Source organism: Streptococcus sp. zg-86, assembly GCF_017639855.1.
GTDB lineage: Bacteria > Bacillota > Bacilli > Lactobacillales > Streptococcaceae > Streptococcus > Streptococcus zhangguiae.
Genome location: NZ_CP072115.1, coordinates 1,266,333 through 1,292,609 on the forward strand (window position 1 = coordinate 1,266,333; position 26,277 = coordinate 1,292,609).

General features: G+C 38.9%; 18 protein-coding genes and 1 pseudogene. 1 reads left to right on the forward strand and 18 read right to left on the reverse strand.

The annotated features are described in order from the left end of the window. Window positions 1-6 precede the first annotated feature (6 nt). The 12 genes and pseudogenes from J5M87_RS06105 to J5M87_RS06155 all read right to left on the reverse strand — a co-directional run bounded on the left by J5M87_RS06105 (window position 7) and on the right by J5M87_RS06155 (window position 18,137). Entirely contained in the window at window positions 7-960 is a 954-nt protein-coding gene (locus J5M87_RS06105) for a capsular polysaccharide synthesis protein (RefSeq protein WP_154609005.1), read from the reverse strand. Continuing rightward, window positions 953-1,780 (reverse strand): LicD family protein, encoded by an 828-nt coding sequence (locus tag J5M87_RS06110; protein WP_154609004.1) that lies wholly within the window; start codon window positions 1,778-1,780, stop codon window positions 953-955. Before J5M87_RS06110 ends, J5M87_RS06105 begins: the two co-directional genes overlap by 8 nt. A gap of 9 nt (window positions 1,781-1,789) precedes the next feature. Then, on the reverse strand, window positions 1,790-2,182 hold the full coding sequence (gene tagD, locus J5M87_RS09810; RefSeq protein WP_230082387.1) for a glycerol-3-phosphate cytidylyltransferase: 393 nt from the start codon (window positions 2,180-2,182) through the stop codon (window positions 1,790-1,792). Between the two features lie 30 nt (window positions 2,183-2,212). Then, a pseudogene (gene cps2T / locus J5M87_RS06115) lies at window positions 2,213-3,373 on the reverse strand (beta 1-4 rhamnosyltransferase Cps2T); the annotation flags it as partial. A gap of 16 nt (window positions 3,374-3,389) precedes the next feature. After that, window positions 3,390-4,757, reverse strand: coding sequence for a sugar transferase (locus J5M87_RS06120; RefSeq protein WP_154609003.1), 1,368 nt, complete (start codon window positions 4,755-4,757; stop codon window positions 3,390-3,392). A 523-nt stretch (window positions 4,758-5,280) separates the two neighbouring features. Beyond that, window positions 5,281-6,615 (reverse strand): IS66 family transposase, encoded by a 1,335-nt coding sequence (tnpC, locus tag J5M87_RS06125; protein ID WP_208769386.1) that lies wholly within the window; start codon window positions 6,613-6,615, stop codon window positions 5,281-5,283. Continuing rightward, window positions 6,587-6,793, reverse strand: a complete 207-nt coding sequence (locus J5M87_RS06130; RefSeq protein ID WP_154632457.1) for an IS66 family transposase — start codon at window positions 6,791-6,793, stop codon at window positions 6,587-6,589. Before J5M87_RS06130 ends, tnpC begins: the two co-directional genes overlap by 29 nt. A gap of 49 nt (window positions 6,794-6,842) precedes the next feature. Beyond that, on the reverse strand, window positions 6,843-7,193 hold the full coding sequence (gene tnpB, locus J5M87_RS06135; RefSeq protein ID WP_154632458.1) for an IS66 family insertion sequence element accessory protein TnpB: 351 nt from the start codon (window positions 7,191-7,193) through the stop codon (window positions 6,843-6,845). Then, the gene (locus tag J5M87_RS06140; protein WP_154608075.1) at window positions 7,174-7,359 is read right to left on the reverse strand and encodes a hypothetical protein; all 186 of its coding nucleotides are present in this window, start codon (window positions 7,357-7,359) and stop codon (window positions 7,174-7,176) included. The genes tnpB and J5M87_RS06140 overlap by 20 nt, the downstream gene beginning before the upstream one ends. Before the next feature lie 201 nt (window positions 7,360-7,560). Next, the gene (locus tag J5M87_RS06145; protein ID WP_160463280.1) at window positions 7,561-15,261 is read right to left on the reverse strand and encodes a MucBP domain-containing protein; all 7,701 of its coding nucleotides are present in this window, start codon (window positions 15,259-15,261) and stop codon (window positions 7,561-7,563) included. Window positions 15,262-15,700: 439 nt separating this feature from the next. Then, on the reverse strand, window positions 15,701-17,008 hold the full coding sequence (eno, locus tag J5M87_RS06150) for a surface-displayed alpha-enolase (RefSeq protein ID WP_075099368.1): 1,308 nt from the start codon (window positions 17,006-17,008) through the stop codon (window positions 15,701-15,703). Window positions 17,009-17,132: 124 nt separating this feature from the next. Beyond that, on the reverse strand, window positions 17,133-18,137 hold the full coding sequence (locus J5M87_RS06155; protein WP_154608864.1) for a YeiH family protein: 1,005 nt from the start codon (window positions 18,135-18,137) through the stop codon (window positions 17,133-17,135). Window positions 18,138-18,266: 129 nt separating this feature from the next. Here J5M87_RS06155 and J5M87_RS06160 point away from each other — a divergent pair, with 129 nt between their 5' ends. Beyond that, on the forward strand, window positions 18,267-18,713 hold the full coding sequence (locus J5M87_RS06160; protein WP_154608858.1) for a DUF1694 domain-containing protein: 447 nt from the start codon (window positions 18,267-18,269) through the stop codon (window positions 18,711-18,713). Window positions 18,714-18,742: 29 nt separating this feature from the next. On the opposite strand, the gene serB is transcribed toward J5M87_RS06160, so the two are convergent. The 6 genes from serB to J5M87_RS06190 form a co-directional block, all read right to left on the reverse strand. Beyond that, window positions 18,743-19,402, reverse strand: a complete 660-nt coding sequence (gene serB / locus J5M87_RS06165; protein ID WP_154608857.1) for a phosphoserine phosphatase SerB — start codon at window positions 19,400-19,402, stop codon at window positions 18,743-18,745. Between the two features lie 50 nt (window positions 19,403-19,452). After that, the gene (gene ezrA, locus J5M87_RS06170) at window positions 19,453-21,177 is read right to left on the reverse strand and encodes a septation ring formation regulator EzrA (RefSeq protein ID WP_154608856.1); all 1,725 of its coding nucleotides are present in this window, start codon (window positions 21,175-21,177) and stop codon (window positions 19,453-19,455) included. Between the two features lie 88 nt (window positions 21,178-21,265). After that, window positions 21,266-23,218, reverse strand: a complete 1,953-nt coding sequence (gene gyrB, locus J5M87_RS06175; protein ID WP_154608855.1) for a DNA topoisomerase (ATP-hydrolyzing) subunit B — start codon at window positions 23,216-23,218, stop codon at window positions 21,266-21,268. 231 nt (window positions 23,219-23,449) lie between these two features. Beyond that, window positions 23,450-24,004, reverse strand: a complete 555-nt coding sequence (locus J5M87_RS06180; protein WP_154608854.1) for a DJ-1 family glyoxalase III — start codon at window positions 24,002-24,004, stop codon at window positions 23,450-23,452. A gap of 6 nt (window positions 24,005-24,010) precedes the next feature. Beyond that, complete coding sequence (locus tag J5M87_RS06185; protein ID WP_154608853.1) at window positions 24,011-25,243, reverse strand: FtsW/RodA/SpoVE family cell cycle protein; 1,233 nt, start codon at window positions 25,241-25,243, stop codon at window positions 24,011-24,013. Between the two features lie 250 nt (window positions 25,244-25,493). Continuing rightward, entirely contained in the window at window positions 25,494-26,177 is a 684-nt protein-coding gene (locus J5M87_RS06190; RefSeq protein ID WP_154608852.1) for a Fic family protein, read from the reverse strand. Window positions 26,178-26,277 lie beyond the last annotated feature (100 nt).

Genomic DNA, 26,277 nt, shown 5'->3' on the forward strand with positions numbered 1-26,277 from the left:
TCCCTTCTATAAAAAATGATAAAACGTCTTGGATAATCGAATATCTTCATCTTTCAATTTATAGGTTAATTTATGAATGGATGACTGACGATAAATCGCAGTCATGACTTCACTTTTATACGGATCAAATAATTTCAATAAAAGTATATGAGGAGTTGAACTAGAGACAGGGACTACTTTTTTCCATTCCTCTTCAAAGTTTTCTATTACCAGTTGAAACAACATATGGAATATAAAATAATGCATCGCCTGATTGTTTTTCTGCCAATATTGATACAACAGCTCTTTGGTCATCTTTAACATAGGATTAGAAGTCGTGGACGTGATGAACCAGTTTGATATAGAAAGAGGATTCCCATCCAATCCTGGCTTCAATTTCTGAAACATAAAAAAATCTGTATCGAGCATGAAGTCTGGAATATTGCCATCTGATAGAAATACAGTCGCATCAATCCATGTACCACCATAATTTTCCAACAACTCCAAACGTAGCAGATCTGACATATGAGCGTTTCCTATTAGTCCCTTATCAATCTTATTCTGGATATAGTTAGGAAAAGTAACATAATCTCTATAATTGCCTTCTGTTAATAGAATAATTTCTTTATTCGGTAAATTCTTTATCAAAGAAGCGTAACACTTTTTAACAATCTCTGGAGCATCATCCATTCCTTGCAACCACATTACCCATACCTTATCAGATGGACGACGTTCTGAGGATTCGCTTAGAATTCTCTCTTTATTTTTAAGTATGTAGGGAGTATATTTCTTCCTTAATTTTTTTAATATTCTATTGTCTACTGAGTTACGAACAATCTCTAAAGATTTTTTCGTTTTCCCCTGTAATAGTACTTGAAAAACAGCAAAGAACAGGACTCCAGAGTTAAAATATTGCTTTAAAACCTGAAATCCATTTACTTTTTTAAATAGTTTAGAAAAAGAATTTTCTGCGTTATTCATTTTTAACTTCCAAACCTTCTAAAATATAATGAGTTTTACGACTTTCCACAGGAGGTAACTTCATATAATCACCATAGGTGAATGTTAAATACTCATGATAACGGTCAAATCCGATAAGCTCAATATCTTCAAATGTATATTTTGTCCCTTGACCATACCATTCTTTTGGAACAATCTCACGTGTGCGGTAAGCTCCCATAATATTACCAATATATTTGGAATCCTCGATTTTTTGTCGTGAAAGTAATCTGTCGATTTTTTCTTTTTCCTTATATGGGTCGATTATTTTTTCAAAAGGAATTTTCTCCATTCCCCATAAAAAAATACGTTCTACTAAACCACGTTTTCGATGACGATCAATAGAATCTTTATAATGCAAGGACATGAACACTCTATGCATCAAAACTCTAAAATAATAGATTTTTCTCAACAAAGAGTTATTGGGGGTCCCATCAATTGGAAATATGTCAATTGATGCAAAGGTAAATTTTGACTCATTTCCAATTCGCTCTTCAACGACCTTAACATTCGTATCTTGAACCCTTGTAATATAGTACTGATAGGAAGGAGTATTTTTGTAATGAACAATTTGCAGATGTTCCGGTAATTCCTGTTCTGCAATCTTCAAAAATCGCTCATAGTCCTCACGAGGCATCCCTAAGTCAATATCATCGTCCCATGGAATGAATCCGCTATGACGAATTGCACCAAGCATCGTACCACCAAGCATAAAATAGCTTAGTTCATATTTTTCAAAAATTGCAATGACTTTTTTTACTATTGCTAAATCGACCTCATGTAATTTTTCAATTGGTTCCATGATTGTCCTTTACTTATTCAAATCTTCTTTAATCTGCGTTGTGGAAATTTCAGGAGTTCGAGATAAATAAACGACTTCTACTCCTTCTTCTTTCAGAAAATCAAATTTACCTTTCCAATCATCTCCCATCACAAATGTATCGATATGATACTCATGAACATCAGATTTTTTTTGCTCCCAACTAGTTTCTGGAATTACCAAATCTACATAACGAATTGCTTCTACTAAAGCTTTTCTCTGTTCGTAATTAAAATAACACTTCTTCTGCTTTTCAATCCAATTAAACTCATCCGATGAAATGACAACAATAAGATAATCTCCCAGAGCTTTAGCTCTTTTCAATAAATTAATATGACCATAGTGAAGCAAATCAAAAGTTCCATACGTAATTACGCGTTTCATCTTACTTTCCTTACTACCATTATTTAATAATAACTTCTCATACTCATCCACAATAAAATCCCAAGTAAATCGCCGTTTCACTTGCTCAGTCGATAAGTAATCCATTTTCTGAATTTCTACCTCAGATAATTTTTCACTTTCATCAATCACCTGATGAAGATTATCTTTTTCCCAATAAATTGCTCCTTCTGCTCCAACCTCACGGTTAAAGCCAACATCAAGCAAAATATTTAATTTAGTGGATGATAACGCCTCTAATAAGGAAGGATTTGTCCCTCCAACTTCATGTCCATGAAAATACCCAAACGCATGCTCACGGATATATTTTAATAATTCCTGGTCATAAACAGTTCCAACAAATTTCACTCTGCTATCTTTGTCAAATCCCGTCTCTGCTTTTAATTTTTCATAAAAAGCATTTTTTTCAACATTGGTAATCAATACCAAATCTTTACTTGAGTTTGATTTCATAAACTCACGCAACATAGATTCATAGTTGTTTTCAGGTACAAATCGCCCAACTACAAGGTAGTATTCATTTTCAGCCGTTCCTTTTTCTGAGAACCATCTCCTTACCTTATCATCACTAGATGATAATTTTGATGTTTCAAGTTCTGTTCCATAAGCAATATAGACTGTTTGAGGAGAATATTGAGCATAATTCTGCTGAATATATCGTTCAATATTCTGACTATCACAGATTAATAAATCCGCATGTTTTACCATCAAACTTTCGGAAATTTTCCAGTAACGACGAACTGGGCGAGACCATTTCTCCCTAAGCCATTCGTGTCCATCCGGATTAACAAATAATTGCCCTCCCATCTGATGAATCTGTTTCTTAAAATGATGAATAAATGGTCCAATGCGACAAGCAAGAATGTAAAATATCGGCTGCTTATCTTGATTTACCTTTGACATAGCAATAGCTTTTTTCAAAGCAAGTAGATCATACACAATCGCTCTAGCAGGACCTATATTGGGAACATCAATACTAAAACAAGTTGCTCCATTATGCTCAAAAATATCTTCAAAAACATTCGACTTCAACGAATTTTCACGCATACAAGCAACATAATACCGAATATCTGATGTTTTTTGATATTCAGTTAGTTTTTCCACAAAAGTTTCAAAGCCACCATACTTTGCTGGAATCCCCTTTGAACCTATGATATACACAGATTGTTTCATATTCGTACTTGGAATCTTACTTCGCTCCATCTTTCTTCCACACTACTTTCAGCGTTTTGAGTAATATCTTGATGTCTGACCAAATGGTCCATCCATCGATATATTGTAAGTCCAATTTAACAACGTCATTAAAATCAGTTATTTTACTTCGACCACTGACCTGCCATAAGCCTGTAATTCCTGGTTTGAAACTCAAGCGACGTTTTTGTTCAGGAGTGTATTGGTCATACTCATCCCTAGTCGGTGGTCTTGTCCCTACTAAACTCATATCACCTTTTAAAACATTGTAAAATTGAGGTAGTTCATCTAGGCTACTCCTTCTCATAAATCGACCAATTGGAGTAATCCGTGGATCATTATCCATTTTAAACATCCCACCTGTCATGGTATTCTGTGTCAATAATTCTTTTTTACGTTCCTCAGCATCCCTATACATGGAGCGAAACTTATAAAAATCAAAAAATCGCCCATTTTGACCTACACGTTGCTGTTTAAAAATAACTGGACCACCATCTTTTTTTATTTTCGGTGCTAAAAACAGGTAGGCAACTCCACATAAAAAAAGACCAATCAAACTTCCGAAAATATCCAATATCCGTTTTGCTAAAATATGACTCGTCTTGTAGAAGTTTGTTGAGAAGGTCACTACATTAAAATCACCTATTTCACCTAATTTTTTATCATTAGCAGAAAAATCAAATGAATCTAGTGCTACACTTACACTAACTCCCATCGCTTCAAACTGAGCGATATAATCTTGAATCGGATAGCTGCTTGGAAGATTAATGAAGATTTCATCCACTATAGACTTTGTCACATAAGGAATTAATTCATTCTTTGTAATTAATGCAATCTTTGATGGTAGGGTATATTCCCCATCTAAAGTGGAGACAGCCACAATATCATGATAAAAATTGGAAGAAGCTAGTAAGCTATCTAATGTCTCCGTTGCTCTTTCCACAATTGTTAAAACTAATAGTTTACGACTCCTTTGTAATTTTGGATAAACTTTTCGATAAAATCGTTTAATGATTGTATTTAACATATGAAGACTAATGGCATTCATAACTACCAAATACAGCAGTCCTTTACGAGAAATATCAAAATTATCCTTCAACACAAAAGAAGTAAAGGTAATCATTACGGTATAGAGTACACTATATTGTATTGTCTGAATGAACTCAAAAAAATCGCCTCTACGAAATATTTCATCATTATAATGACAGATATAGGAAACAATAACATGTAATAGTGGTAAAATAATGATACCATTTCGTGACATATTCGCATCCAAAAATACATGGACACCTACGGTCACCAATAATACAATAAACAACTGAACTATAAATAGTATCAGTTGTTGAAGCCTTCTATCTATAGACATCGTTCGCCACCTTTTAATACTTACATTCTAAGGTGGAGGAACATGCAGTTTACATTCTTTTCTTCGTTGAAAATAGCCTGTTAATAGCTACCCCCCCCCCGAGACTTTAAAAGTATATCACTAAATCATATAAAAATCAAAAGATACACTTTTCTATTTCAAAGTTTTGTAACCAATCAACAAGGCTCTGTATTAAACGATCCTATCAATAATTTTGTCTAAATAGATTCGTAGAAAGTCAAACAGTAAATAGGGACGAATCATCAAGTCTTCAAGGTTATCTGTATGCCGATGGTAATCCGGTAATCCTTGTTTAAACTCACCTAAGCGGTCTCTCGGTATAGCTAAACAAAGTCGTTACTGTCCGCTCAGTATGAAATGTTGCAAGATATAGTAAATTGAATATTTGATGAACGCCAGTTCTATCTGCAGCTCCTTGCCTGGTTCTACTCCTTTCGTAAGCGCTCCATAACGAGGTATATTGAAAAACATTCCAAAGTCTGGACGGACTCTGGAATGTTTTCTATTTACAGTTGTTTTGAATACTTTCCGCCCACGGTAAATAAGCCTCTAGAACGTTCTTATTTACGAGGCTTTCCTCACTAGGAAGATGTTCTAGAAGATAAGTCATGTATTTCTCAGTGTTGAGATCATGACGCTTAGCTGTTTCTAGTAAGCTCATGATGATGGCTGTCGCCTTAGCGCCGTCAAAGCTCTGAGAAAAAAGCCAGTTCTTACGCCCCATAACCAAGGTCTTCATAGCCCTCTCTGCTATGTTGTTGGACAAGACTAGATTGCCGTCCGAGAGAATCGTTCGGAAGGTGGTTTCGTATTTGAGGCTATACTCTAAGGCCATGCCCAATTTAGAACCTGATAAAACAGCCTGCTCACGACACCAGTCGAAGAACTCATCCATCAAAGGGGCTAACTCTGCCTGGCGTTTATGTAGTCGCTCTTCAGTAGAGAGGTCAACCCAGTCATTCTCCAAAGCAAATAAGCGGTCGCAATACCTTAATCCCTTAGCTCCTAAAGAGGTCTTGTCTGCCTTCTTAGGCGTCGCCTCGAAGAACTTTCTTCTGACATGAGCCCAACAACCAACTAGCTGAGCTTTGTCTAACTGCCTATATGCCGACCACATATCACAATGTACATAGCCTGTGTAATCTCCAAGAAACTCCTTCACAACCAAGCCACTCCGCCCTTTATCGTGATGATAAAGAGTGATTCCCTGTTCTTCATGCTTCCCAGACAAGAAGGTCCAGTAAAAGGTCAACTGGCTATCATTTTCCAAGACCTTATAAGAAGTCTCATCCGCATGGAGAATGGGCTGTTCTAGTAATTTCTCGTGCAGAAGATCATAAATCGGCTCGAAATAATACTGACTAGACTTGATGTGCCAATTAGCGATTTCTTTCCGTGTGATAGGCAAGCCAAGTTTATTCCAATCCTCTTCTTGGCGGTAGTTCGGTACCTTGAGATTGAATTTCTGATGAATCGTATGAGCGATGATGGAGGCTGACCCAAAGCTATGTGCTAAAGGGGCTTTAGGGACGGGAGCTTTGACAATCTTATCACTGAGATTCTTCTCGCTACACGCCTGACATTTGTAAGCATGTTGGACATGATCAATCCGCTTCAATTGCGCAGGAATAAAGATTAATTCTTGACGTTGGACGGTTGAACCAATCTCTTTCAACTGACCGTGACAGTCTGGACAAGTGCAGTCTTCGCCTTTTAGTTCATGATGAACCATCTCTGGAGTGAATTGACTAAAAATAGCCTGACGAATTCCCTTGGTTTTCTTACGTTTATAGGTAATCGTTTCTGTGTCACCTGGGCAAGTTAGCGTCTTCTTCAGGAAGTGGTTCTTCTTCGAAGAGACTTAGCTGACCAGGTTGATACACAACCTTTTCTGATGACTTGCCATAGAGCTTTTGTGTCAGATAAGCTACTTGTTCACGAAGGAGAGCAAGTTCATTTGTGAGTTGTTGGTTAACAGCTGCTTGTTGTTTAATAATGGCTAATAACTCTTCCATAGTCTCACCCTCCAGTTTTCTTTATTATACCGAAAAGAAAGCCATGATTTCAATAGAAATCACGACTGTTTGTAGGGTTTATTTTAGGGCTTATCGAAAATCCCTTCATCAGCCAGTCTACTTGTTCAGGTGTCAGGGCTTTGACCTCGTTTTCATTACTCGGCCAGGTCAGTTTCCCGTTCTCGAAACGCTTATAGAGTAGCCAAAATCCTTGACCATCCCAATAAAGGGCCTTGAAACGATCTTTGCGGCCACCACAGAAGAGAAAAACTTGACCAGAAAAGGGATCTAATTCAAATTGACGTTTAATAAGATAAGCGAGCGAGTCAATACCTTGTCTCATATCCGTTTTCCCGCAGACAAGATAGACCTTGCCTAGATCACTGAGATGAATCGCCATAGAGCAATACCTTATCTAAAATAGTTTCCAGTGTTTCTTGATGAAGAGATTGGAACAAGCTTAGTTCAACTCTTCCAATACGCATTTTCAGCACCATCTCGTTTTTGTTTTTCTTATCAAAACGACGAGATTGGGGCGTTTCCAAAGGAACAATAGGTTGTGACATCACAATAGCCTCCAATTCTGTTTTCTACTAACAGTATACTGGAGGAGTGAGAGGATTACTAGATACCTCGTTATGGAGCGCTTACCTCCTTTCTCAAGCCACTATAAAAAATAACCAGAAAGATGAACTTTCTGGTTATTTTACAACTCTTTTGATAGCTTGAGGAAGACATCAGCTATCTTGAGTACATCAGGTTTCGAATTATTCTTCGTCTTCTGATTTTTTCTTGCCTAATCCGAGCAAAGCAGCAAATCCAAGGGCAACAGCACCATATGCAAATGTAGCATTTCCTGCAGTATCACCTGTACTTGGTAATTTCGCAGTGGTTGTATTTGCTGGTTTGACTGGAGTTGGAGTAGCTGGTTGTGCTGGGTTACTTGGCTCAGATGGAGTACCTGGAGCTGGAACGCCTGGTTTTTCTTTCAACTTGTAAATGTAAGTAACATCTGTGTTACCTTTCACCACTTTACCAGTTTCAGAATCGCCGTCTTTCACTTTAACAAGTTCATAAACATTACCATCTTTATCAGTGATTTCTTTAGGAATTTCAGTACCATTTTCATTAGTGTTGTACTCGGTTCCAACTGGTGATTTCGGAGTATCAACTGTTGGATCTTTGATAACTTCACCTTTTTCGTTCACATAATGAACGGTAACGGTTCCTGCTGGAACATAAGGTACTGGGGTATCTTTCTTAGGATCAACTGGTTTTGGTGGCTCATATCCCTTAGTTGGATCGTTTGGATCTTTTGGTTTCAATGGTTTACTTGGATCTTTTGGATCTACTGGTACATATCCATCAATATCTGGTAACGGAGGATTGTTACTTGGATCTTCTGGAGTATTATCGTAATCCACTGGTGGAATTGGATTTCCATTTGGATCTAGAGGCGGGTTCTTCTCTGGATTATTTGGATACTTAGGATCTTTTGGATTTGATGGATCCTCAGGATTTTCAGGAATGTATGGAATGTACTTGTTCGGTTTTTCCTCTTCTACTGGTGGTGGTGTTTGTTTTTCTTTCAACTTGTAGATGTACGTAACATCAATATTACCTTTTTCTACTTCACCAGTTGGTTTATCACCGTCTTTCACTTTGACAAGTACATATTTTTCACCGTCTTTACCAGTGATTTCTCTAGGAATTTCCTTACCTTTTTCATCAGTATCGTACTTCGTTCCGACTGGTGATTTTGGTGTGTCCACTGTTGGATCCTTGATCACTTCACCTTTTTCATTTACGTAGTGAACAGTGACAGTCCCTGCTGGTACGTAAGGAATTGGTGTGTCTTCATGTGGATCTGTTGGTTTTGGTGGCTCATATCCTTTACTTGGATCTTCTGGATCTACTGGTTTCAATGGTGTCTTACCACTTGGATCACTTGGATCCACTGGGATATAGCCTGGTACATCTGGTAAACGTGGATCATCTGACGGATCTTCCGGTGTCTCATCGTATGGACGAGGTGGAATTGGTTTACCAGTTTCTGGAACTGTCGGATCTTGTGGATCTGTTGGGTCATTAGGGTTATTTGGATCTACCGGAATAAATGGAATGTATTTACCTGGTTTTTCTTTATAAACGTAAATTACGTTTGTTTCACCCTTCTTAACTTTACCTGTTTCTGCACCTACAATTGAACCTGCTGGAACAACTTCTTGATCACCAACTTTATTTGAAGTTGATACACGAACAAGTTCGTATACGCGCTCTTTACCGTTCGCATCAGTTACCGTAATTTCTTGCGGTTTTTCTTCACGTTTTCCTACTTTTTCAGTTGCATCATACTCAGAATCAACTGGCGCTTTTACTGTATCCACCAGTTTGTCTTTAATGACATTACCTTCTTCGTCCACATAGTGAATCACTACTGAACCTGCTGGTACGTAAGGTACTGGGGTATCTTTCTTAGGATCAACTGGTTTTGGTGGCTCATATCCTTTACTTGGATCGTTCGGATCTTTTGGTTTCAATGGTTCACTTGGATCTTTTGGATCTACTGGAACATAACCGTCGATATCCGGTAACGGAGGATTGTTGCTTGGATCTTCCGGTGTATTGTCATAATCCACTGGTGGAATTGGATTTCCATTTGGATCTAGAGGAGGATTGTTCTCTGGATCATTTGGATACTTAGGATCTTTTGGATTTGATGGATCTTCAGGATTTTCCGGAATGTATGGAATATACTTGTTCGGTTTTTCCTCTGTTGGAGGTGTTGTTGGTTTCACTTCACGGTAAACGTAAGTGATTTTCTTCGTCTTACCAGCTTCAACTGAACCGTCAACTTTATCTGTAGAAGTCAAGTGACCATCTTCATCAACTTCACCTGCACCGTATGTGCCTGCTGGCACACGTTCATACACTTTATCCCCTACTGTAATTGTAGCTGGACGTAATGTTTTCGTAGTCGTGTCGTAGGCAGTTCCGTCTTTTTCGTTTTTCTTCGCAACTTGATCGTCTGCAAGTTCGTTTCCAGCTTCGTCTACATAGTGAACGATAACGGATCCGGCTTTCTTGTACACGTATGTTACAACTTTTTCGCCTTCTTTAACTTTACCGTCGTCTTCCCCTTCACCTTCTTTTGGTTCATTCTTAGTCAAGTGGTAAACTGTTGGATTTTCTGGATCATTTGGATTTGGAACTTCAATTTTCTCATCGCGTTTATCAACTGTATTGTACGGAGTATCAACTGGTGATAATGGCGTATCTTCCTTAGGTTTTTGAATTTCGTTACCATCTTCGTCTTCGTATTTAACGATTACTGAACCTTTTGGTGCTTCTGGTTTTGGATCTTCTTTTGGTGTTTCACGTTTCTTGTACTCGTACTTGATAACTTGTGGAGTTTCAGTTACTTCACCTGTTGGTTCTGCTGATCCTTCTTTCAGTTTTGGAGTACCGTCTTCTTTTTTCACCAAGTCGTAGATATCTTTTCCGTCAGTTAAAACTGCTGGTGGTGTATCTTTGTACTCAGTTCCAACTGGTGTGTCTTTTTCTTTAACCACTGTATCTTCTTTAACAGTTGGGTCTTTGTAAAGACGTGTTTCTTCACCTTCAACGAAGTATTGAGCTGTTACTTCGCCACCAGGTTTTACTGGTTCTTCTTTTGGTGTTTCACGTTTCTTGTACTCGTACTTGATAACTTGTGGAGTTTCAGTTACGCTACCAGTTGGGTTCGCTGAATCTTCTTTCAGTTTTGGAGTACCGTCTTCTTTTTTCACCAAGTCATAGATATCTTTTCCGTCAGTTAAGACTGCTGGTGGTGTATCTTTGTACTCAGTTCCAACTGGTGTGTCTTTTTCTTTAACTACTGTATCTTTTTCTACAGTTGGATCTTCGTATAGACGAGTTTCTTCACCTTCAACGAAGTATTGAGCTGTTACTTCGCCACCAGGTTTCACTGGATTTTCTTCTGGTTGTTTTTCAGAGTACACATAGATTACATGTGTTGTTCCTTCAACGACTTTACCTGTTTCATTTCCTGAGAAGAATACTCTGTTTGCTGCATCTTCTTTTACAACATCATTTTGACCAACTTTTGACGTCATTGATACTTCTTTAAACACGTATGTCTTGCCACCAAATGTGATTTCTTGTGGTTTTTCTAATGGGTTTTCTTTCGTGTTGTATGTTGAATCTACTGCTGCATCTGTTGTATCTTTGTATGCAGATTGAATGACTTCACCAGCTTCGTTGACATAGTGAACAACGACTGAACCTTTTGGTTCTACTGGTGTTTCTACCTTCTTATAGACGTAAACAATTGTTTTAGTACCTTCTTCAACTGTTCCTGTCTCAGCATCAGACTTCTTCAAATCTGCTTTCTTAGACTCAGTCAATGTGTTATCTTCGCCGACTTTACCTACAATATAGTCATCTGCTGGAGCAAGTTCATATGTTCCATCTGCAGTTGTAATTGTTTTTGGTTTATGGTCAGTTGTCGTGTACTCTTTAGCAATCGCTGCGTTGAGTTCATCAACAGCTTCAGGAAGTAAAGGATTACCCTCTGTATCTACATACTTAACAGTAACATTACCAGCTTTTGGCTCTGGTGTAACTTCCTTATAGATATATGTTACCTTCTTCGTCTTACCAGCCTCAACTGTACCAGTTACATCATCCGTACCTTCCAAATGACCGTTAGCTTCGACTTTACCTACTTTATGAGTGCCAGCTTCTTCTACCAGCTCATAGACTTTACCGTCTTTCGCAATTGTCTTAGGACGTAAGTCTTCGATAGTATTATAGCCAGATTTATCTGCACCATCTTTTGTATCATAGACTGTGTCTTCTGGTTGCAAGTAGTTACCATCTACATCGCGGTAGTTTACGATAACAGAACCTGGTTTAACTGGCTCCTCTTTTGGCTCTTCTTTCAACTTGTAGACATAAGTGATAGTCTTCGTTTCTTTAGCAACATCACCAGTAATTGCGTCTGAACCTACCAAGTGGTTATTGTTATCAACAACAATCTTATTACCGTTGTATGTTCCTTCATATGAATCTGCTGGAGCAAGAACATAAGTCTTATCACCAACTTTGATTTCAGCTGGTTTCAACGCTTCAGTTGTAGAATCATACTTGCTTCCAACGGGTTGGTCTTTGACAACATCTTGTTGAGTTGCAAGAGGATTACCTTCTGTATCAATGTAGTTAACTACTACTGAACCTTTTTCAACTGGTGTTTCTACTTCATCATAAACATAGATAACGTGAGTTGTACCTGGAACGATTTTGCCTTCTTGTCCGTTTACGACGTTTGTATCATTCTCACTTACGACAACTTTACCACCAACTGTATTGGATGTGGAAACTTCTTTAAACTTGTAGTTTACATCGCCATTTGCAATTGTTGCTGGTTTTTCATCTGCATTTTCTTTATTATCAGCAGCATTATACGGTGCATCAATATCACCGTCAGTGATATCTTTCACTTCTTGCTTGATAACTTCACCTTTAGTGTTTACATAATGAATCACAACTGATCCAACTGGTTTGTAAACGTAAACGATGTTTTTAGTACCTTCGATAATCTTACCAGTCTCGTCTGTCGTTACATTCTCAGTTGCAATAGGCTTCCCATCAACTACACCAGTTTCAGAGACTTCAACTTTCTTATAAACAACGCCATCTTTTTCAAGAGTATCTGGTTTTTCAGCGGATTTAACTGTGTAGCTTTCATCTACTGGTTTATCATCAGAATTGTGGTGATTTGGTTGAAGTTCATTTCCTTTTGTATCTACATAGTGAAGAACAACATCACCTGTTTTTGGTTGGGTTACTTCACGGTAAACATAAACAACTTCTTTTGTTTTTCCAGCTTCTACGTCACCAGTTGTAGAATCAGATGAAGTTAAATGACCATTATCATCAACTTCAATTGGATTATTATTATAAGTACCGTATGTACCTGCAGGAACAAGTTCATAAATCTTACCTTCATTATTGAACTCCTTAGTTCCCTTGATAAGGTCTAATTTACGGTCTTCATCTGTGTTATAAGGAGTGTTTGCATCTGCATTTGTTTCATCCTTAACTTCAGTTTTAATAATATTACCTTCTACATCAATGTACTTAACGATAACATTACCAGTTACAGCTTTTGGTGCATATTCATATCTAATAGTTTGGTCTTCTTTTTTAACCTCACCTGTTTCAGGATCAGAATTTTCTTTCACCTGCACGTATTCATATACCGTACCGTCCGCTGCACGGATTGCTTGTGGACGACCTACAGTAGCATCATAATTTTTATAAAGAGCCTGCTCTTTTTCAATATCGTCTTTACCTGTCGTTGTCTCAGTAGTTGGTACGAATTTGCCATCTACGATAGAACCAACTGTACCAGCAAGAATGTTTTCTGTACCTTGGATGTAGTACTCACGATAGACGTTACCTTTGCCAACAGTACCACGGATACTTGCTGCGTCTCCCCATGTTGTAGTACCAGTAGGACCTTCTACATTGTTTAAAATACCACCATGTGTTAATGCTGATACAATCCTACCAATCTTACCTTGACGGCTGTGGAAGAAAAGGTCTCCGTTCGCATCAATTGCAAGTCCACCTGTAGTTACATTATTCGCTTTCATGGCTTCTGCTACCGCTTCGTTCCCAGAACCGGCAGAAGAAATATTATGGTTAATATCTGTGTAAATAGGGATATTCTTAGATAAAGTACCATTATGCTTAGCATATTTGTTATTCTGTCCAGCGGCTGCATCAAAATTAGCTTTATCCACAGAGTAGATATAGTAATTTGATGAGTTAAATTGATTCATAATCAATTTCATATTACCATCTGTATCAAAGGCAATATCGTTACCAACTACATAACTTTCACCAGCTCGTTTAAAGTAATCTTCATTTTTGTCAAAGGAACCACTTTTCACTAAATTAGTATCAATATATCCAGCGCTAGCCACGTTACCTGTTGCTGGATCAAATGACCACATACGGAAGTAAAGATCAAATGTTCCATTATCTCTCATTGCTTGATAAGCAGCATCATCTCGAGGTGCAACTTGTGAGAATGCAGGATCAGTCTTAAGTGTTAACGTACCGAAGTAGTACTTACCATCTTTTGGATTGACTGCTCCGGCTGTCCATGCATTGGTACGCATTACTGCCATACCTTCAGGCCAATCATTAGAGTTACTTACAAGGCTCCATTTTTTAGACTCCATGTCGTAGCGGTAAATACCATTGATGGTGGTACGGTCATCAACTAAAATTTGAGACGTAATACCAAGTGCATACGCATAACGACCATCATTCGACAATCCCAGCGCATTTACTACTCTATATCCATCACGAGTAGATGTCGTTCCTGGAATTGGGTTTGAAGGGGAAAATCCTTGCTCTGCAGAAAGCTTTTCAAGGTGTTCATAAAGAGTGCCTCCACCTTCAAAATCATCTTTAGAAACTTCCACTATTTCACCAGTTGTAGTATCAATTTCATAGATCATTGTTTCTTTGTTGGTACTATTACCACCATTGACAGTTCCAGATTTTTGAACATAGAAAACACCCGGTTTATTACTGAAACGTCCAAGTGTTTTCCAACCTTCAGTATCTAAGGTTTCATTTGCTGCTGGCACATCCGCACGGAAGCCAGTCCCTGTTGGGATTGCTTGACCTTCATTTGGGAAAGCTGCGGCACGGCGTTGTGCACGTTTTGCTTCTTTTGCAACGAGTTCAAGAGCTGCTGCATCTACTGCTTCTTGGAAACGTGCACGATAGTCTGCACGTACTGCTTCTGATAAGAGTGCATAAGTGCTCAACTCAGCAATTTTTGCTTCTTTCAATGCTGCCAAATCTACTGTCTCAGTAGCTGGTGCTGTTGTTGTTTCTGCTGACACAGTAAGAGCTGGTGCAGGTTGTTCAGCAACTGGTGCTACTGTTGGCTCTGCTACGGGCGCTGCAGGTGTCGTTGTTGCATGAACTTCTACAACTTCTGCACTTGCAAGACGAGCAACTTCTTGGTCATTTTCCAAAATGGTAACAGAACCGTCGTTTGCTACAAGTACTTTGAACGCTTCTGTTAGGTTGTTGTCTGAACGAACAGTTGCTACTACAGCTGCTTTTTCAGAATCGCTGAGATTTGCTGCATCAAGAACTGCTACCTTGTTTTTAACGACAAAAGTGCGCGCTACTACAGTCTCAGTTGTTTCTGCTGCAACCGGTGCTTCTACAGAAGCTACTGGACTTACAGTTGCGCTAGCAACCGTCTCTCCAACCTTGTCTTCTTTTTCTACTGATGAAGAAACTACTTCATTAAGACTCGTTTCCTCAGCCGATACTTGATTCACTCCTGCTATGAGTACCGTTCCTAAAAGGACCGAACACGTACCAATCGTAAACTTACGAATTGAGAATCGTTGTTTTCTATTGAAAAACATCAATCTTTCCCCCATTTTTTTAAAATATTTCTGTCTTTTAAACAGACAGTTTCCTCCTGTTTATGAGACAGAAAGCCACTAGTGACATTATACCACCCTCCCCCCTATCGTGCAAGTTTTTGCACTCAAAAAAATAGTTTGTTTAGTCAAAGTTTTTCCTCTTTCTATTTGCCTGTTTATTCTAAGATAATTCTCTATTTTCTAATGAAATCCGTTGCTATTTTTTCACATATAATATCAGTTTTATGACATCCCTTGTCATCTGCTTTCACTATTTCGATAGGTTTCTTGTAGTTTATAAAATACTGTAACAATTTGATGACAATGAGACAACTTGTTTTTTGACGGTGGAATGTAGTATCAGGGACTCCGTTAGAACACAAAAAACTCTCTAGAAGTCAATCTAGAGAGTCGTTTTATCTATCAATCTATATAAGATTTATTTTTTCAAGTTGTAGAAAGAGTTCAACCCTTTGTATACTGCAACTTCACCAAGTTGGTCTTCGATACGAAGCAATTGGTTGTATTTGGCAATACGGTCAGTACGTGACAATGAACCTGTCTTGATTTGACCAGCGTTTGTTGCAACTGCGATGTCAGCGATTGTTGAATCTTCAGTTTCACCTGAACGGTGTGATACAACCGCAGTGTAACCAGCTTCTTTCGCCATTTCGATTGCTTCAAATGTTTCAGTAAGTGTACCGATTTGGTTTACTTTGATAAGGATTGAGTTAGCAGCTCCTTCTTTGATACCACGTGCTAGGTAGTCAGTGTTTGTAACGAAGAAGTCGTCACCAACCAATTGTACACGTTTACCAAGACGTTCAGTAAGAGCTTTCCAACCATCCCAGTCATTTTCATCCATCCCATCTTCAATTGTGATGATTGGGTATTTGTTTACCAATTCTTCAAGGTAATCGATTTGCTCTGCAGAAGTACGTACAGCAGCTCCTTCACCTTCGAATTTAGTGTAGTCATATACTTTACGCTCTTTGTCGTAGAACTCAGATGATGCACAGTCGAAACCAATCATGATTCCATTTTCACCAGCTTCGTAACCAGCTGCTTCGATTGCTTCGATGATTGTTTCAACACCGTCTTCAGTTCCTTCGAATTTAGGAGCGAATCCACCTTCGTCACCAACAGCTGTTACCAAACCACGAGCTTTCAAGATTTTCTTCAAAGCGTGGAATACTTCAGCACCCCAACGAAGACCTTCTTTGAAAGTTGGCGCACCAACTGGCAAAATCATGAATTCTTGGAAAGCGATTGGAGCATCTGAGTGAGAACCACCGTTAATGATATTCATCATTGGTGTTGGAAGAACTTTTGTATTGAATCCACCAAGGTAGCTGTAAAGTGGGATTTCAAGGTAGTCAGCAGCAGCACGTGCTACAGCGATAGACACACCAAGGATTGCATTTGCACCCAATTTACCTTTGTTTGGAGTACCGTCAAGAGCGATCATTGCACGGTCGATTGCTTGTTGGTCACGAACATCGTAACCGATGATAGCATCTGCAATAACGTTGTTTACGTTATCAACAGCTTTTTGTGTACCAAGACCAAGGTAACGAGATTTATCTCCATCACGAAGCTCAACTGCTTCATGCTCACCAGTAGAAGCTCCTGAAGGAACCATACCACGACCGAATGCACCTGATTCAGTGTAAACTTCTACTTCCAGTGTTGGGTTACCGCGTGAGTCTAGGACTTCGCGAGCGTAAACATCAGTAATAATTGACATTTTTTACTCTCCTTTGAGTTAATTTTATTTACTAAACCATGTTACCTTAAAAACGCATTTTTTTCAAGGAAAAACTCAAAATTTTCGTATATATTGGAATGATAACGTTTCCTTGCTTCGACTTCTATCCAATTCTGAACAGAAAAATCAATAGTAAGGCTAGACAGACTTGAAAAAGACCTATCAATCCCATGTAAATCAGGAATTTAAGACCTTCTTGGAGAAACTTCTTAAAGTCTAGCCGTAGCCCAATCGCTGCAAGAGCTGTCAATTCAAACCAAGAACTAAAAAATGTAGATGTTTTCCCGAAAAAGAATGGAAGAGGAAGAAAACTATTCAAGAAACAAAGGATGAGAAAAGCTAAGATATACCAAGGAATGCTGGCTAAAACTGATTGTGGATTAGTATTTTCAGCAGGGGCTATTCCTTTCTGCCTAGTCATCAAGCGCTCAAAGGCAAATACAACAACCACTAGAAAGAGGATACGGGTAATCTTAAAGAGGGTCGCATATTGGGTGACATTTGCATTAATCAGGCTGGCAGCTGCTACGACTTGGCCAACTGACTGTAAAACACCTCCTGTCAAAGCGCTATTTGCCAAGTCAGAAAAACCTAACAGTTGCACCCCGATAAAAGGTAGGACAAATAGCAAAATTGTACCGAGGAGATTAATCAGCACAATCGCCTGCCCCTTGTCCTTACTATCGGCTCGAATAGCTGGTGCAATAGCTCCGATAGCCGACGAGCCACAAACCGCATTTCCTCCTGCAATCATAAGTGCCATTTCTTCTTTAAAACCTAATTTTTTCCCTAGAAAATAACTAAATGTGATGACACTAGCCATCATGAGAAGAATATAGAAAAGACCGGACAAGCCTAAGTGGGCAATGGTTTGAAAGGTCACGGTTAGACCGAGCAGGGCAACTGAGATTTCTAGTAGCCTACTTTCTGAAAATTTCGTCCCTTTTTCAAATCGCGTGTTTCTACAGATTGTATTTCCTAAAAAAATCCCGATACAGATAGCTAAACTAGCTGCTCCTATACTGGGAAAAAACCTTGCGAGACCTTTTGCAATGACTGCTACCAGAAAAGATAGGATAAAACCTGGCACGATCTCCTTATGAATCATTTTCATAACTGTTCTCCTTTGTTGTACTTGACCTTATTGTACCACAGTTACTAGCATTTTCCGAGGAAAAGCTAAAACGATTTCATTTGTTCGTTTTCGATTTAGACTAGCTTATGATATACTAGGTATATGAAAGATATAAATGACATCATTATGCAACAAGCTGCTGGAGGGGTGAAACTCAATCCAGATGAACAGCGAACATTTCTATATACTTTTAAAGAGCGTGTGATTGGCCTATGCAGCATTGACGAGGCAAATACGCAAGAACTGATCGAACATTTCAAGGAAATATTGCGACAACTGAGTAAGGATTTTTCACCTATTTTTGTTAAAATTTCTCCCTATATTGATGGTCAAAAGCAAATTCTCTACCTCAAAATGGCGCAGGAATTGGGCTGTGAGGCTACGATTGTCTCTGAAGATTGTTCAAAACAATATGGGCTGGTCATTCATACAGATCATCCCAGTCAAGTGGACGAACCTGACCTCTATCAGCAGTTTTCTTCCCTTCTCCTAGCTACATCTTCTACACCCAAGAAGAAAACCTCCTTCTGGAAAAAATTATTTGGTTGAGATATAAAAAATGGACTGGAACATCTGTTCTAATCCGTTTTTTTATTGTTCATCAGTCCGTCCATGACATCCAGAACCTTGATCAGATTTTTTTCATTGATTTGATAAGGTGCCTGTTCTCGTACGATTGGTTTGGCGCAAAAGGCAATGCCTATTCCCGCTGCTTGAATCATAGGAAGGTCATTGGCACCATCACCAACTGCAACCGTATCAGCTAAACGTAGACCATTTTCTAGGACCCATTTTTCCAAACAAGCTTTTTTCGTCTCCTTGGTCACTATCTCACCAAGCACCCGACCTGTTAATATCCCATTTTCAGCTTCCAAGCGATTGGCTTTAACGTAATCAATTCCTAACTCTTTAGCCAGTACATCAACTGTCTCATGAAAGCCCCCTGATACCACGGCCACCTTGTATCCTCTCTGGTGCAATGTAGCAACTAATTCACGTGCACCAGGTGTAAAATGAATCCGTTTTAAAATGCGCTCAAACACGCTCACAGGCAAGCCTTTTAAGAGGGCAACACGTTCTGCTAGTGCCTCTCTAAAGTCCAATTCTCCCCGCATGGCACGCTCTGTGATAGTAGCGACTTCCTCTCCAACACCAGCTTCCTCACCTAGTAAGTCAATTCCTTCTTCCAGAATCAAGGTGCTGTCCACATCCATGACTACTAATCCTTTTACTGTCATGATTCTTCTCCTTTATTTATATAAAACAAAAAGCCCAAGGGCTTTTTGTTTTAGTAACGAATAGTCTCTCGTGTTTTTTCATAAGAACGTACAAAACGTTCGGTTACTCCTGGTTCAACTGCTTCTAAGGCAAATGAGATTTCCTCAAAAGCTGCTTGATAATCATAGTCTTTCTCAAAGATTGACAAGGCTCTGTTAAATGCTTGCTGAATCGAAGAATGATTTGAACGGTAGCGATTTGAATACTGGAGCAACTGCTCTGTAAGAGCGGCATTTTGAACAATAGTATAAGCTACTTCTTCTAATTCATTCATGTCAAAGGTAGCATTTTCTAACAAACGGTTCACAATTTCAATATTGATACGCTTATAGTCCAATTCTGCTAGCAAGGCTTCAACATGCCCACTTGTTTTAAAGAACATGGATAGGAAATCCTCTGGAATACCTGGCAAGCTACGTTTTTCCATATAGCGTTTCAAGGTATGTAGTTGATTAATATATTGAGTTGCTTTTTTACGCGCAGTTGTCTCTGAGGTTTCTTGTGATTTCAAATAATCTGCTAAGACAAGCTGTTCCTCCTCCATTTGCTTGAGAGTAGTAAAGGCATGCTCTAAGCGTTCTTCTAAAATAGAATAAGCAACTTGTGGATTTTCTAGCTCTGCGATACTATCATGAACAACAGTTTCCATTGAAGAAAGTTTAGTAGCTAATTTTGAAATACGTGCTTGCTTGCTTTCCACCAAAATGTAAGAATGATTCAACCGTTCGGCTTCTTCTGTCAAGACACCTGTATTATGAACCACATGTTCCAAGAATTTTGGCAAGTTTTTACTGATTTTAACAGCGCCTTTGTGGGCTTCAATTTCACGCGTAAAGACTTGATATAAGTAATCAATTTTTGATTGGATTTCGTCAATTTCTGCCTCTGCCGCATCTAAGTCAAAGGATACGATAAGAGCAGTTGTTTCACGAATAGCCACTCGAATTTCTTGGAAACGAGTCTCAATATTTCCTTCTGTAAAGAGATAGCCCTCTTCAACCAATTTGCGGTATCCAGCTTCCAAATCTTCTAGCTGATCTGGGAAAGATTGATTTACCTTTTCAACCAAGTTTGGAATTCGATCCATGATTTGATTGAGAGCAATCATGTGCTCTTCTGTCTTATCTAGGATACCTGCTGCTTCAATTGGGTCACCAGATGAGTTTAGCATGACAAATTCTGAAAATTCAACTTCAATATTTTTGAGTTGCTTTTCCAATTCTGGCAAGGTTTCACCGTATTGCTCAGAATGTTCACGCACAGATGCTTGCAAGCTATCAAAGAGATCAAGGGCATGCTTAACGCGGCCTGTATTTTTTTCCTCTTGACCTTTTAAATCCTTCAATCCTTTACGAATAGCTGCAATGTCTTCTTCAATTAAATCAATTTGACTTTCAATACTATCAATCGCACTCTTAGCACGGACAAATCGGAATGAATTATTAAAGGCTTCTGCTTCAAAAATGTGATTTTCAATATCTGCAAATGAATTTAAGGAAAGATCAACCCATTTTTGGTTCCATTCACGAAACGATACCTGACTTTGACCAATCAAATGAAGACTTTTTACAACTTCTACCTCGTCATTTACTGGTAGGTTAAATAAATCTTCTTTCCGTTCTTCTAATGCAATCAATAAATTATCATTTCGTTTGCGGGCGATAAGGCAGGCAATATAGACAATAATTAAGATAACAACAATCGCTACGATTAAAATGATTGTTCCTCTAGACATGTAAATCTCCTTCGATAATAAGTTGTACTGGAAAATATCGCTTTATTATATCATACTTTTTAGTGATATGCACTTGTTTTTTCGAAAATCATACATCGAGCGTCGAATAAACTGCGTTCTCTTCGATGAACTCTCGACGTGGTTCTACCTTATCTCCCATGAGCATATCAAAAATTTTATCAGCTTCTGCCGCATCGTCAACTGATACACGCGCCATTAAGCGATTTTCAGGATTCATGGTTGTTTCCCACAGCTGATGATCATCCATTTCTCCCAGTCCTTTGTAGCGCTGAATAGTCGGTTTCGAACGCCCTTGACTATAACGTTCTAAGGCTGCTTGCAATTCCTGTTCTTGATTGACACCCGGTTGAATGTATTCTTTGACCTCACTTCCGACCTTGACACCATAAATCGGTGGTTGGGCAATGTAGACATAGCCCGCTTCGACAATCGGACGCATGTAACGGTAAAAGAGGGTCAAGAGAAGGGTACGAATGTGGGCACCGTCAACATCGGCATCTGTCATAATGACGAGTTTTTGATAGCGTGCCTTGGTCACATCAAAGTCTGCTCCAAATCCAGTTCCCATAGCGGTAAACAGACTCCGAATCTCTTCATTCGCTAAGATTTTATCCATGCTTGCTTTTTCAACATTGAGGATTTTCCCACGAATCGGCAAGATTGCTTGGAATTCACGATTACGTCCTGATTTTGCTGAACCACCCGCTGAATCTCCCTCTACGATAAAGAGTTCTGTCTGCGCTGGATCATTTGATGAACAATCCGCCAATTTTCCAGGGAGATTTGAAATTTCTAAACCTGATTTTTTCCGAGTGACTTCGCGCGCACGTTTAGCAGCAATCCGAGCCTTACTTGCTAGAATTCCTTTTTCAACAATGCGCCGTGCTACCTGAGGATTTTCCAGTAAAAATTCTGAGAAGGCTTCTGAGAAAAGACGATTGGTAATTTTCACTACTTCGCTATTTCCGAGTTTTGTCTTGGTTTGTCCTTCAAATTGTGGGCCAGGGTGCTTGACGGAAATAACAGCTGTCAATCCTTCCCGAACATCTTCACCCGTTAAGTTGTCCTCATTTTCCTTGAGAATTTTATTTTTCTTGGCATAGTCATTAATCACACGGGTCAAGGCTGTACGGAATCCTTGCTCATGCGTTCCCCCCTCATGGGTGTGGATGTTATTGGCAAAGCTGACGACATTTTCATGATAGCTAGTCGTGTATTGCATGGCCACTTCAACAGTAATGCTATCCATTTCTCCGTCTGTATAAATAGGAGTGTCAAAGATGACATCTTTATTTTCATTGAGGTATTCAACATAAGAAGCAATCCCGCCTTCATAGTGGTATTCCTTACTTTGTTCTAATCCTTCTCGCTTATCAATGATGGACAAATGCAAACCACGATTGAGAAAGGCCAATTCTTGAACACGCTTATTGAGTTTAGCAAAGTCAAATTCTGTCGTTTCAGTAAAAATTTCAGGGTCTGGTGTGAAATGAACAGTTGTTCCTGATTTGTCTGTTTCACCAATCACTTCTAGGTCTGCTACGACTTCCCCACGACGATATTCTTGGTAGTAAACTTGACCATTTTTATACACCCGAACATCTAACTGGGTAGACAGGGCGTTTACAACAGACGAACCTACGCCATGCAAGCCTCCTGACACCTTATAACCACCACCGCCGAATTTTCCTCCAGCGTGAAGCACTGTGAAGACGGTTTCAACCGCTGGACGTCCAGTTTTTTCTTGAATATCAACTGGAATACCACGCCCATTATCAACAACCGTAATCGAATTATCTTTTTCAATATAGAGTTCAATATGGGTCGCAAAGCCAGCTAACGCCTCATCAATGGAGTTATCGACAATTTCCCAGACCAAATGGTGCAAACCCTCTTTCGAGGTTGAACCGATATACATTCCTGGGCGCAAGCGAACCGCTTCTAGACCTTCCAAAACCTGAATCTGACTGGCATCATATTCCTGTGCTTTTTCCTGTAAATTTTTTGTTTCTTCTGTCATTCTTTTCCCTTTTATCTTAGAGGTAAAACAGTCTCTAACAAGTGGCTGATAGGGGCCACAAAAACTATTTTACACACTATTATTCGCAATCAATCTAGCTTAACTAGTACCCTTTATTATATCATATTTTTCCCTATATTCCTACAAAAAAAGGAGTGAGAAGTTATTGTCATTTGACAGATATACATTTTTCTCATTCCTTTATTTATTGGCAGTTTAGAATATTTTTAGCTAGATCTTCAGTTTCTGCTGTTCATACACCATTGCCTTTGCTAGACCAGCTCCATCTCCACCGAGTAAATCAACTAATGTGTAGGCAAATGCTAAACTGGTTCCTGCTCCTCGGCTGGTAATGATGTTTCCATCCACAACAACTGTTTCATTGACATGGTGTCCTGAATCAATATCCGCCTCTTTTCCTGGGTAACAAGTATAGCGACGTCCTTGTAACAGACCTGCCCTGTCTAATACAATGGGCGCTGCACAAATAGCTGCTAGGTATTTTCCACTTGCTGCAAGGGCTTGAAGAGCTTGCAGCAACTCACCATGGTCACGGAGATTAGTAGAGCCTGGTAAACCTCCTGGTAATACGACCAAATCATAGTCTGTTAAATCTCCTGTGAAGATCTTATCAGCCTGTACTGTAATGCCATGTGAGCCTTCTACCTCTTTACCAGTTAGGCCAATCATGTCACACTCTATTGAAGCACGACGCAAGACATCTACGGGTGTCAAGGCTTCGATTTCCTCAAAACCATTTGCTAATACAACTGCTACTTTTTTCATTTGAACCTATCTTTCTACACGTTTTATCGTGATTTTTTTGAATGCACGTGACTTATTGCGCCATTGCTCATTGGATAAGGTGTATTGGTAACTCATAGACAACATTAGTCCTACCCCAATCAGATTGGAAATAATGGATGATCCTCCTTGAGAAATAAAGGGCAGGGGAATTCCCGTTAGGGGTAATACTCCTGTAGCTGCACCAATATTTTCAAAAACATGGAAGAGCAACATCATGATATAGCCTGTCGAAATATAGGTATAAAAGCGATTGTTAGACTGCAAGGTAATGCGTAACATGCGATAGATAAGTAAGGTATACAAACCAATCACCGTTACACTTCCTACAAAACCAAAATCCTCTCCGATTACCGTAAAAATCATGTCACTTTCCCGAACTGGAACAAGCAAATTGGTCTTATTAAAGCCTAGCCCTGTCAGACCTCCGCTCCCAATCGCAATCAAACTCTGTGCCTGCTGATAGGTTGTCGATTTTGCATTTTTAAATGGATCAAGCCAAGCTGCAATACGATTGATTTTATAGGTGTCCATCCCCATATTATGCAAAAAAGTTGTGCCACCAGGTGCAATAAAGAGAAGTAAAAACCCACCAATCAAAACGAAGGCTGTAAGGGAGGTCGGCAACAATATTTTCCAAGATACACCCGACAATAAGACCATACCACTAAAAATAGCTAGAAACACAAGGGAGGTTCCGAGGTCTTTTTGGAAATATAGGAGCATGAGAACAGGGATTGTCCACACAATCAGGTAAGCAATCAATTGAAAATCTTTTTTTAGCGATCGCTCACTATGCTTGGTCTGAAAGCTCACGATGCTACGTGCCATCATGACGATATAGGAAATCTTCATAAATTCTGATGGCTGAAAAAGTGTGACTCCACCAATGGTCACCCAGTTTTTTGCTCCGGTCGAAGCGACCAGTTCTGGACTGTAAAAGACCAAGGGTAACACCATCAATCCTAGTCCCAATGCATATAAGACTGGTGTAACATACCATAAAAATTTGGTGCTAAAGAACATGACTAGAAAGGAAAAACCGATGCCTAGTGCAATCCAAATCAACTGCTGACCAACAATCGTAGCCACATTGGTTGGATAATCTTGACTAACTGCAATATACACTGCTGCAATGCCAATTAGTAATAAAAAAAATACCGGTAAAATTAGGGCATAATCAACACGACTCTCCAAAGAAGGAGTTTTCTTCATTTTCATTCCTCATACTTTCCACTAACTCACCATTCCAGTATAGCAGAAAAGAGAAAAATTTTGAACTAGAAAGATAAGAAGGATACAATAATTTAAATAGGGAAAATGAAAAAAGTCCCGCAGGACCTGAACTCACTCTCTTATTTCTCGACTCATGAAAAAACAGTCCAGTGGACCCAAACTCGCTTGCTCGTCTAGTTTAGAAAATAAAAAACATGAATTTTTATTAAAAAATATGGTATAAATCAAAAGGCTATTAATAGCCTTTTTTGCTAAATTGTTTAACTCGGTCACGCTCATAGTCTAACGATAACTTGAGTAATTCGACCAGTCCTGTAACATCTTGCATTGCTAAAAGTTCCATATACTCCGCCCTACGATCTTTTAAAATGATAACGGGACTTTCTAGGTATTTCATAGCAAGGTACATCAGTAAAAGCCGTCCAGTTCTTCCGTTACCGTCTGAAAATGGATGGATACGCTCAAATTCAATATGGGTAACTGCTAGTATTTCTAACTTCTCTGTCTCATTACTTGCTATATCCAATCTATAAGCAGTGTTATCTGCCCATTGTCTCATAAGTATAGGAGTTTCTTCAGGGCTTGCCGTTTTAAATTCTGCCCCTACAATTGCATTCTGTTGCTTCTTGAATTGTCCTCTATCGTGTTGAAGGCGGTCAAGTAAAAGCGCGTGTATATCTTGAATTTGCCCTAAATTAAATGGCTTATTATCTTTTAACAAATCTAAAAGGTATGAAAAAGCCTGCTTATGATTTTCAATTTCGTAAAATTCTCTAATACTTTTTCTGTTGGTCGGTAAGGTATTTTCTAAAATTATGCTAACTGTTTCAGGTAGTGTAATTGTGTTACCCTCAATACCGCTAGAATGATACGCCATTCTAACAAGTATATCATCTAAATAATCTTGATTATAGGTCATTTTGTACCTCCGTTAGCTCTATTATACCATAATCACTAGCTATAGTTATTTTATCTCTTTAAATTTTCGTTTCTAGCAAGTTTTTCCCCCTTTTTATTTT

Excerpts from the sequence above, each read along its gene's own strand:
- J5M87_RS06105 (WP_154609005.1), bottom strand. The coding sequence starts at position 960 with ATGAATAACGCAGAAAATTCTTTTTCTAAACTATTTAAAAAAGTAAAT.
- J5M87_RS06110 (WP_154609004.1), bottom strand. The coding sequence starts at position 1,780 with ATGGAACCAATTGAAAAATTACATGAGGTCGATTTAGCAATAGTAAAA.
- tagD (WP_230082387.1), bottom strand. The coding sequence starts at position 2,182 with ATGAAACGCGTAATTACGTATGGAACTTTTGATTTGCTTCACTATGGT.
- J5M87_RS06120 (WP_154609003.1), bottom strand. The coding sequence starts at position 4,757 with ATGTCTATAGATAGAAGGCTTCAACAACTGATACTATTTATAGTTCAG.
- J5M87_RS06130 (WP_154632457.1), bottom strand. The coding sequence starts at position 6,793 with ATGGAAGAGTTATTAGCCATTATTAAACAACAAGCAGCTGTTAACCAA.
- tnpB (WP_154632458.1), bottom strand. The coding sequence starts at position 7,193 with ATGGCGATTCATCTCAGTGATCTAGGCAAGGTCTATCTTGTCTGCGGG.
- J5M87_RS06140 (WP_154608075.1), bottom strand. The coding sequence starts at position 7,359 with ATGTCACAACCTATTGTTCCTTTGGAAACGCCCCAATCTCGTCGTTTT.
- J5M87_RS06145 (WP_160463280.1), bottom strand. The coding sequence starts at position 15,261 with ATGTTTTTCAATAGAAAACAACGATTCTCAATTCGTAAGTTTACGATT.
- eno (WP_075099368.1), bottom strand. The coding sequence starts at position 17,008 with ATGTCAATTATTACTGATGTTTACGCTCGCGAAGTCCTAGACTCACGC.
- J5M87_RS06155 (WP_154608864.1), bottom strand. The coding sequence starts at position 18,137 with ATGATTCATAAGGAGATCGTGCCAGGTTTTATCCTATCTTTTCTGGTA.
- J5M87_RS06160 (WP_154608858.1), top strand. The coding sequence starts at position 18,267 with ATGAAAGATATAAATGACATCATTATGCAACAAGCTGCTGGAGGGGTG.
- serB (WP_154608857.1), bottom strand. The coding sequence starts at position 19,402 with ATGACAGTAAAAGGATTAGTAGTCATGGATGTGGACAGCACCTTGATT.
- ezrA (WP_154608856.1), bottom strand. The coding sequence starts at position 21,177 with ATGTCTAGAGGAACAATCATTTTAATCGTAGCGATTGTTGTTATCTTA.
- gyrB (WP_154608855.1), bottom strand. The coding sequence starts at position 23,218 with ATGACAGAAGAAACAAAAAATTTACAGGAAAAAGCACAGGAATATGAT.
- J5M87_RS06180 (WP_154608854.1), bottom strand. The coding sequence starts at position 24,004 with ATGAAAAAAGTAGCAGTTGTATTAGCAAATGGTTTTGAGGAAATCGAA.
- J5M87_RS06185 (WP_154608853.1), bottom strand. The coding sequence starts at position 25,243 with ATGAAAATGAAGAAAACTCCTTCTTTGGAGAGTCGTGTTGATTATGCC.
- J5M87_RS06190 (WP_154608852.1), bottom strand. The coding sequence starts at position 26,177 with ATGACCTATAATCAAGATTATTTAGATGATATACTTGTTAGAATGGCG.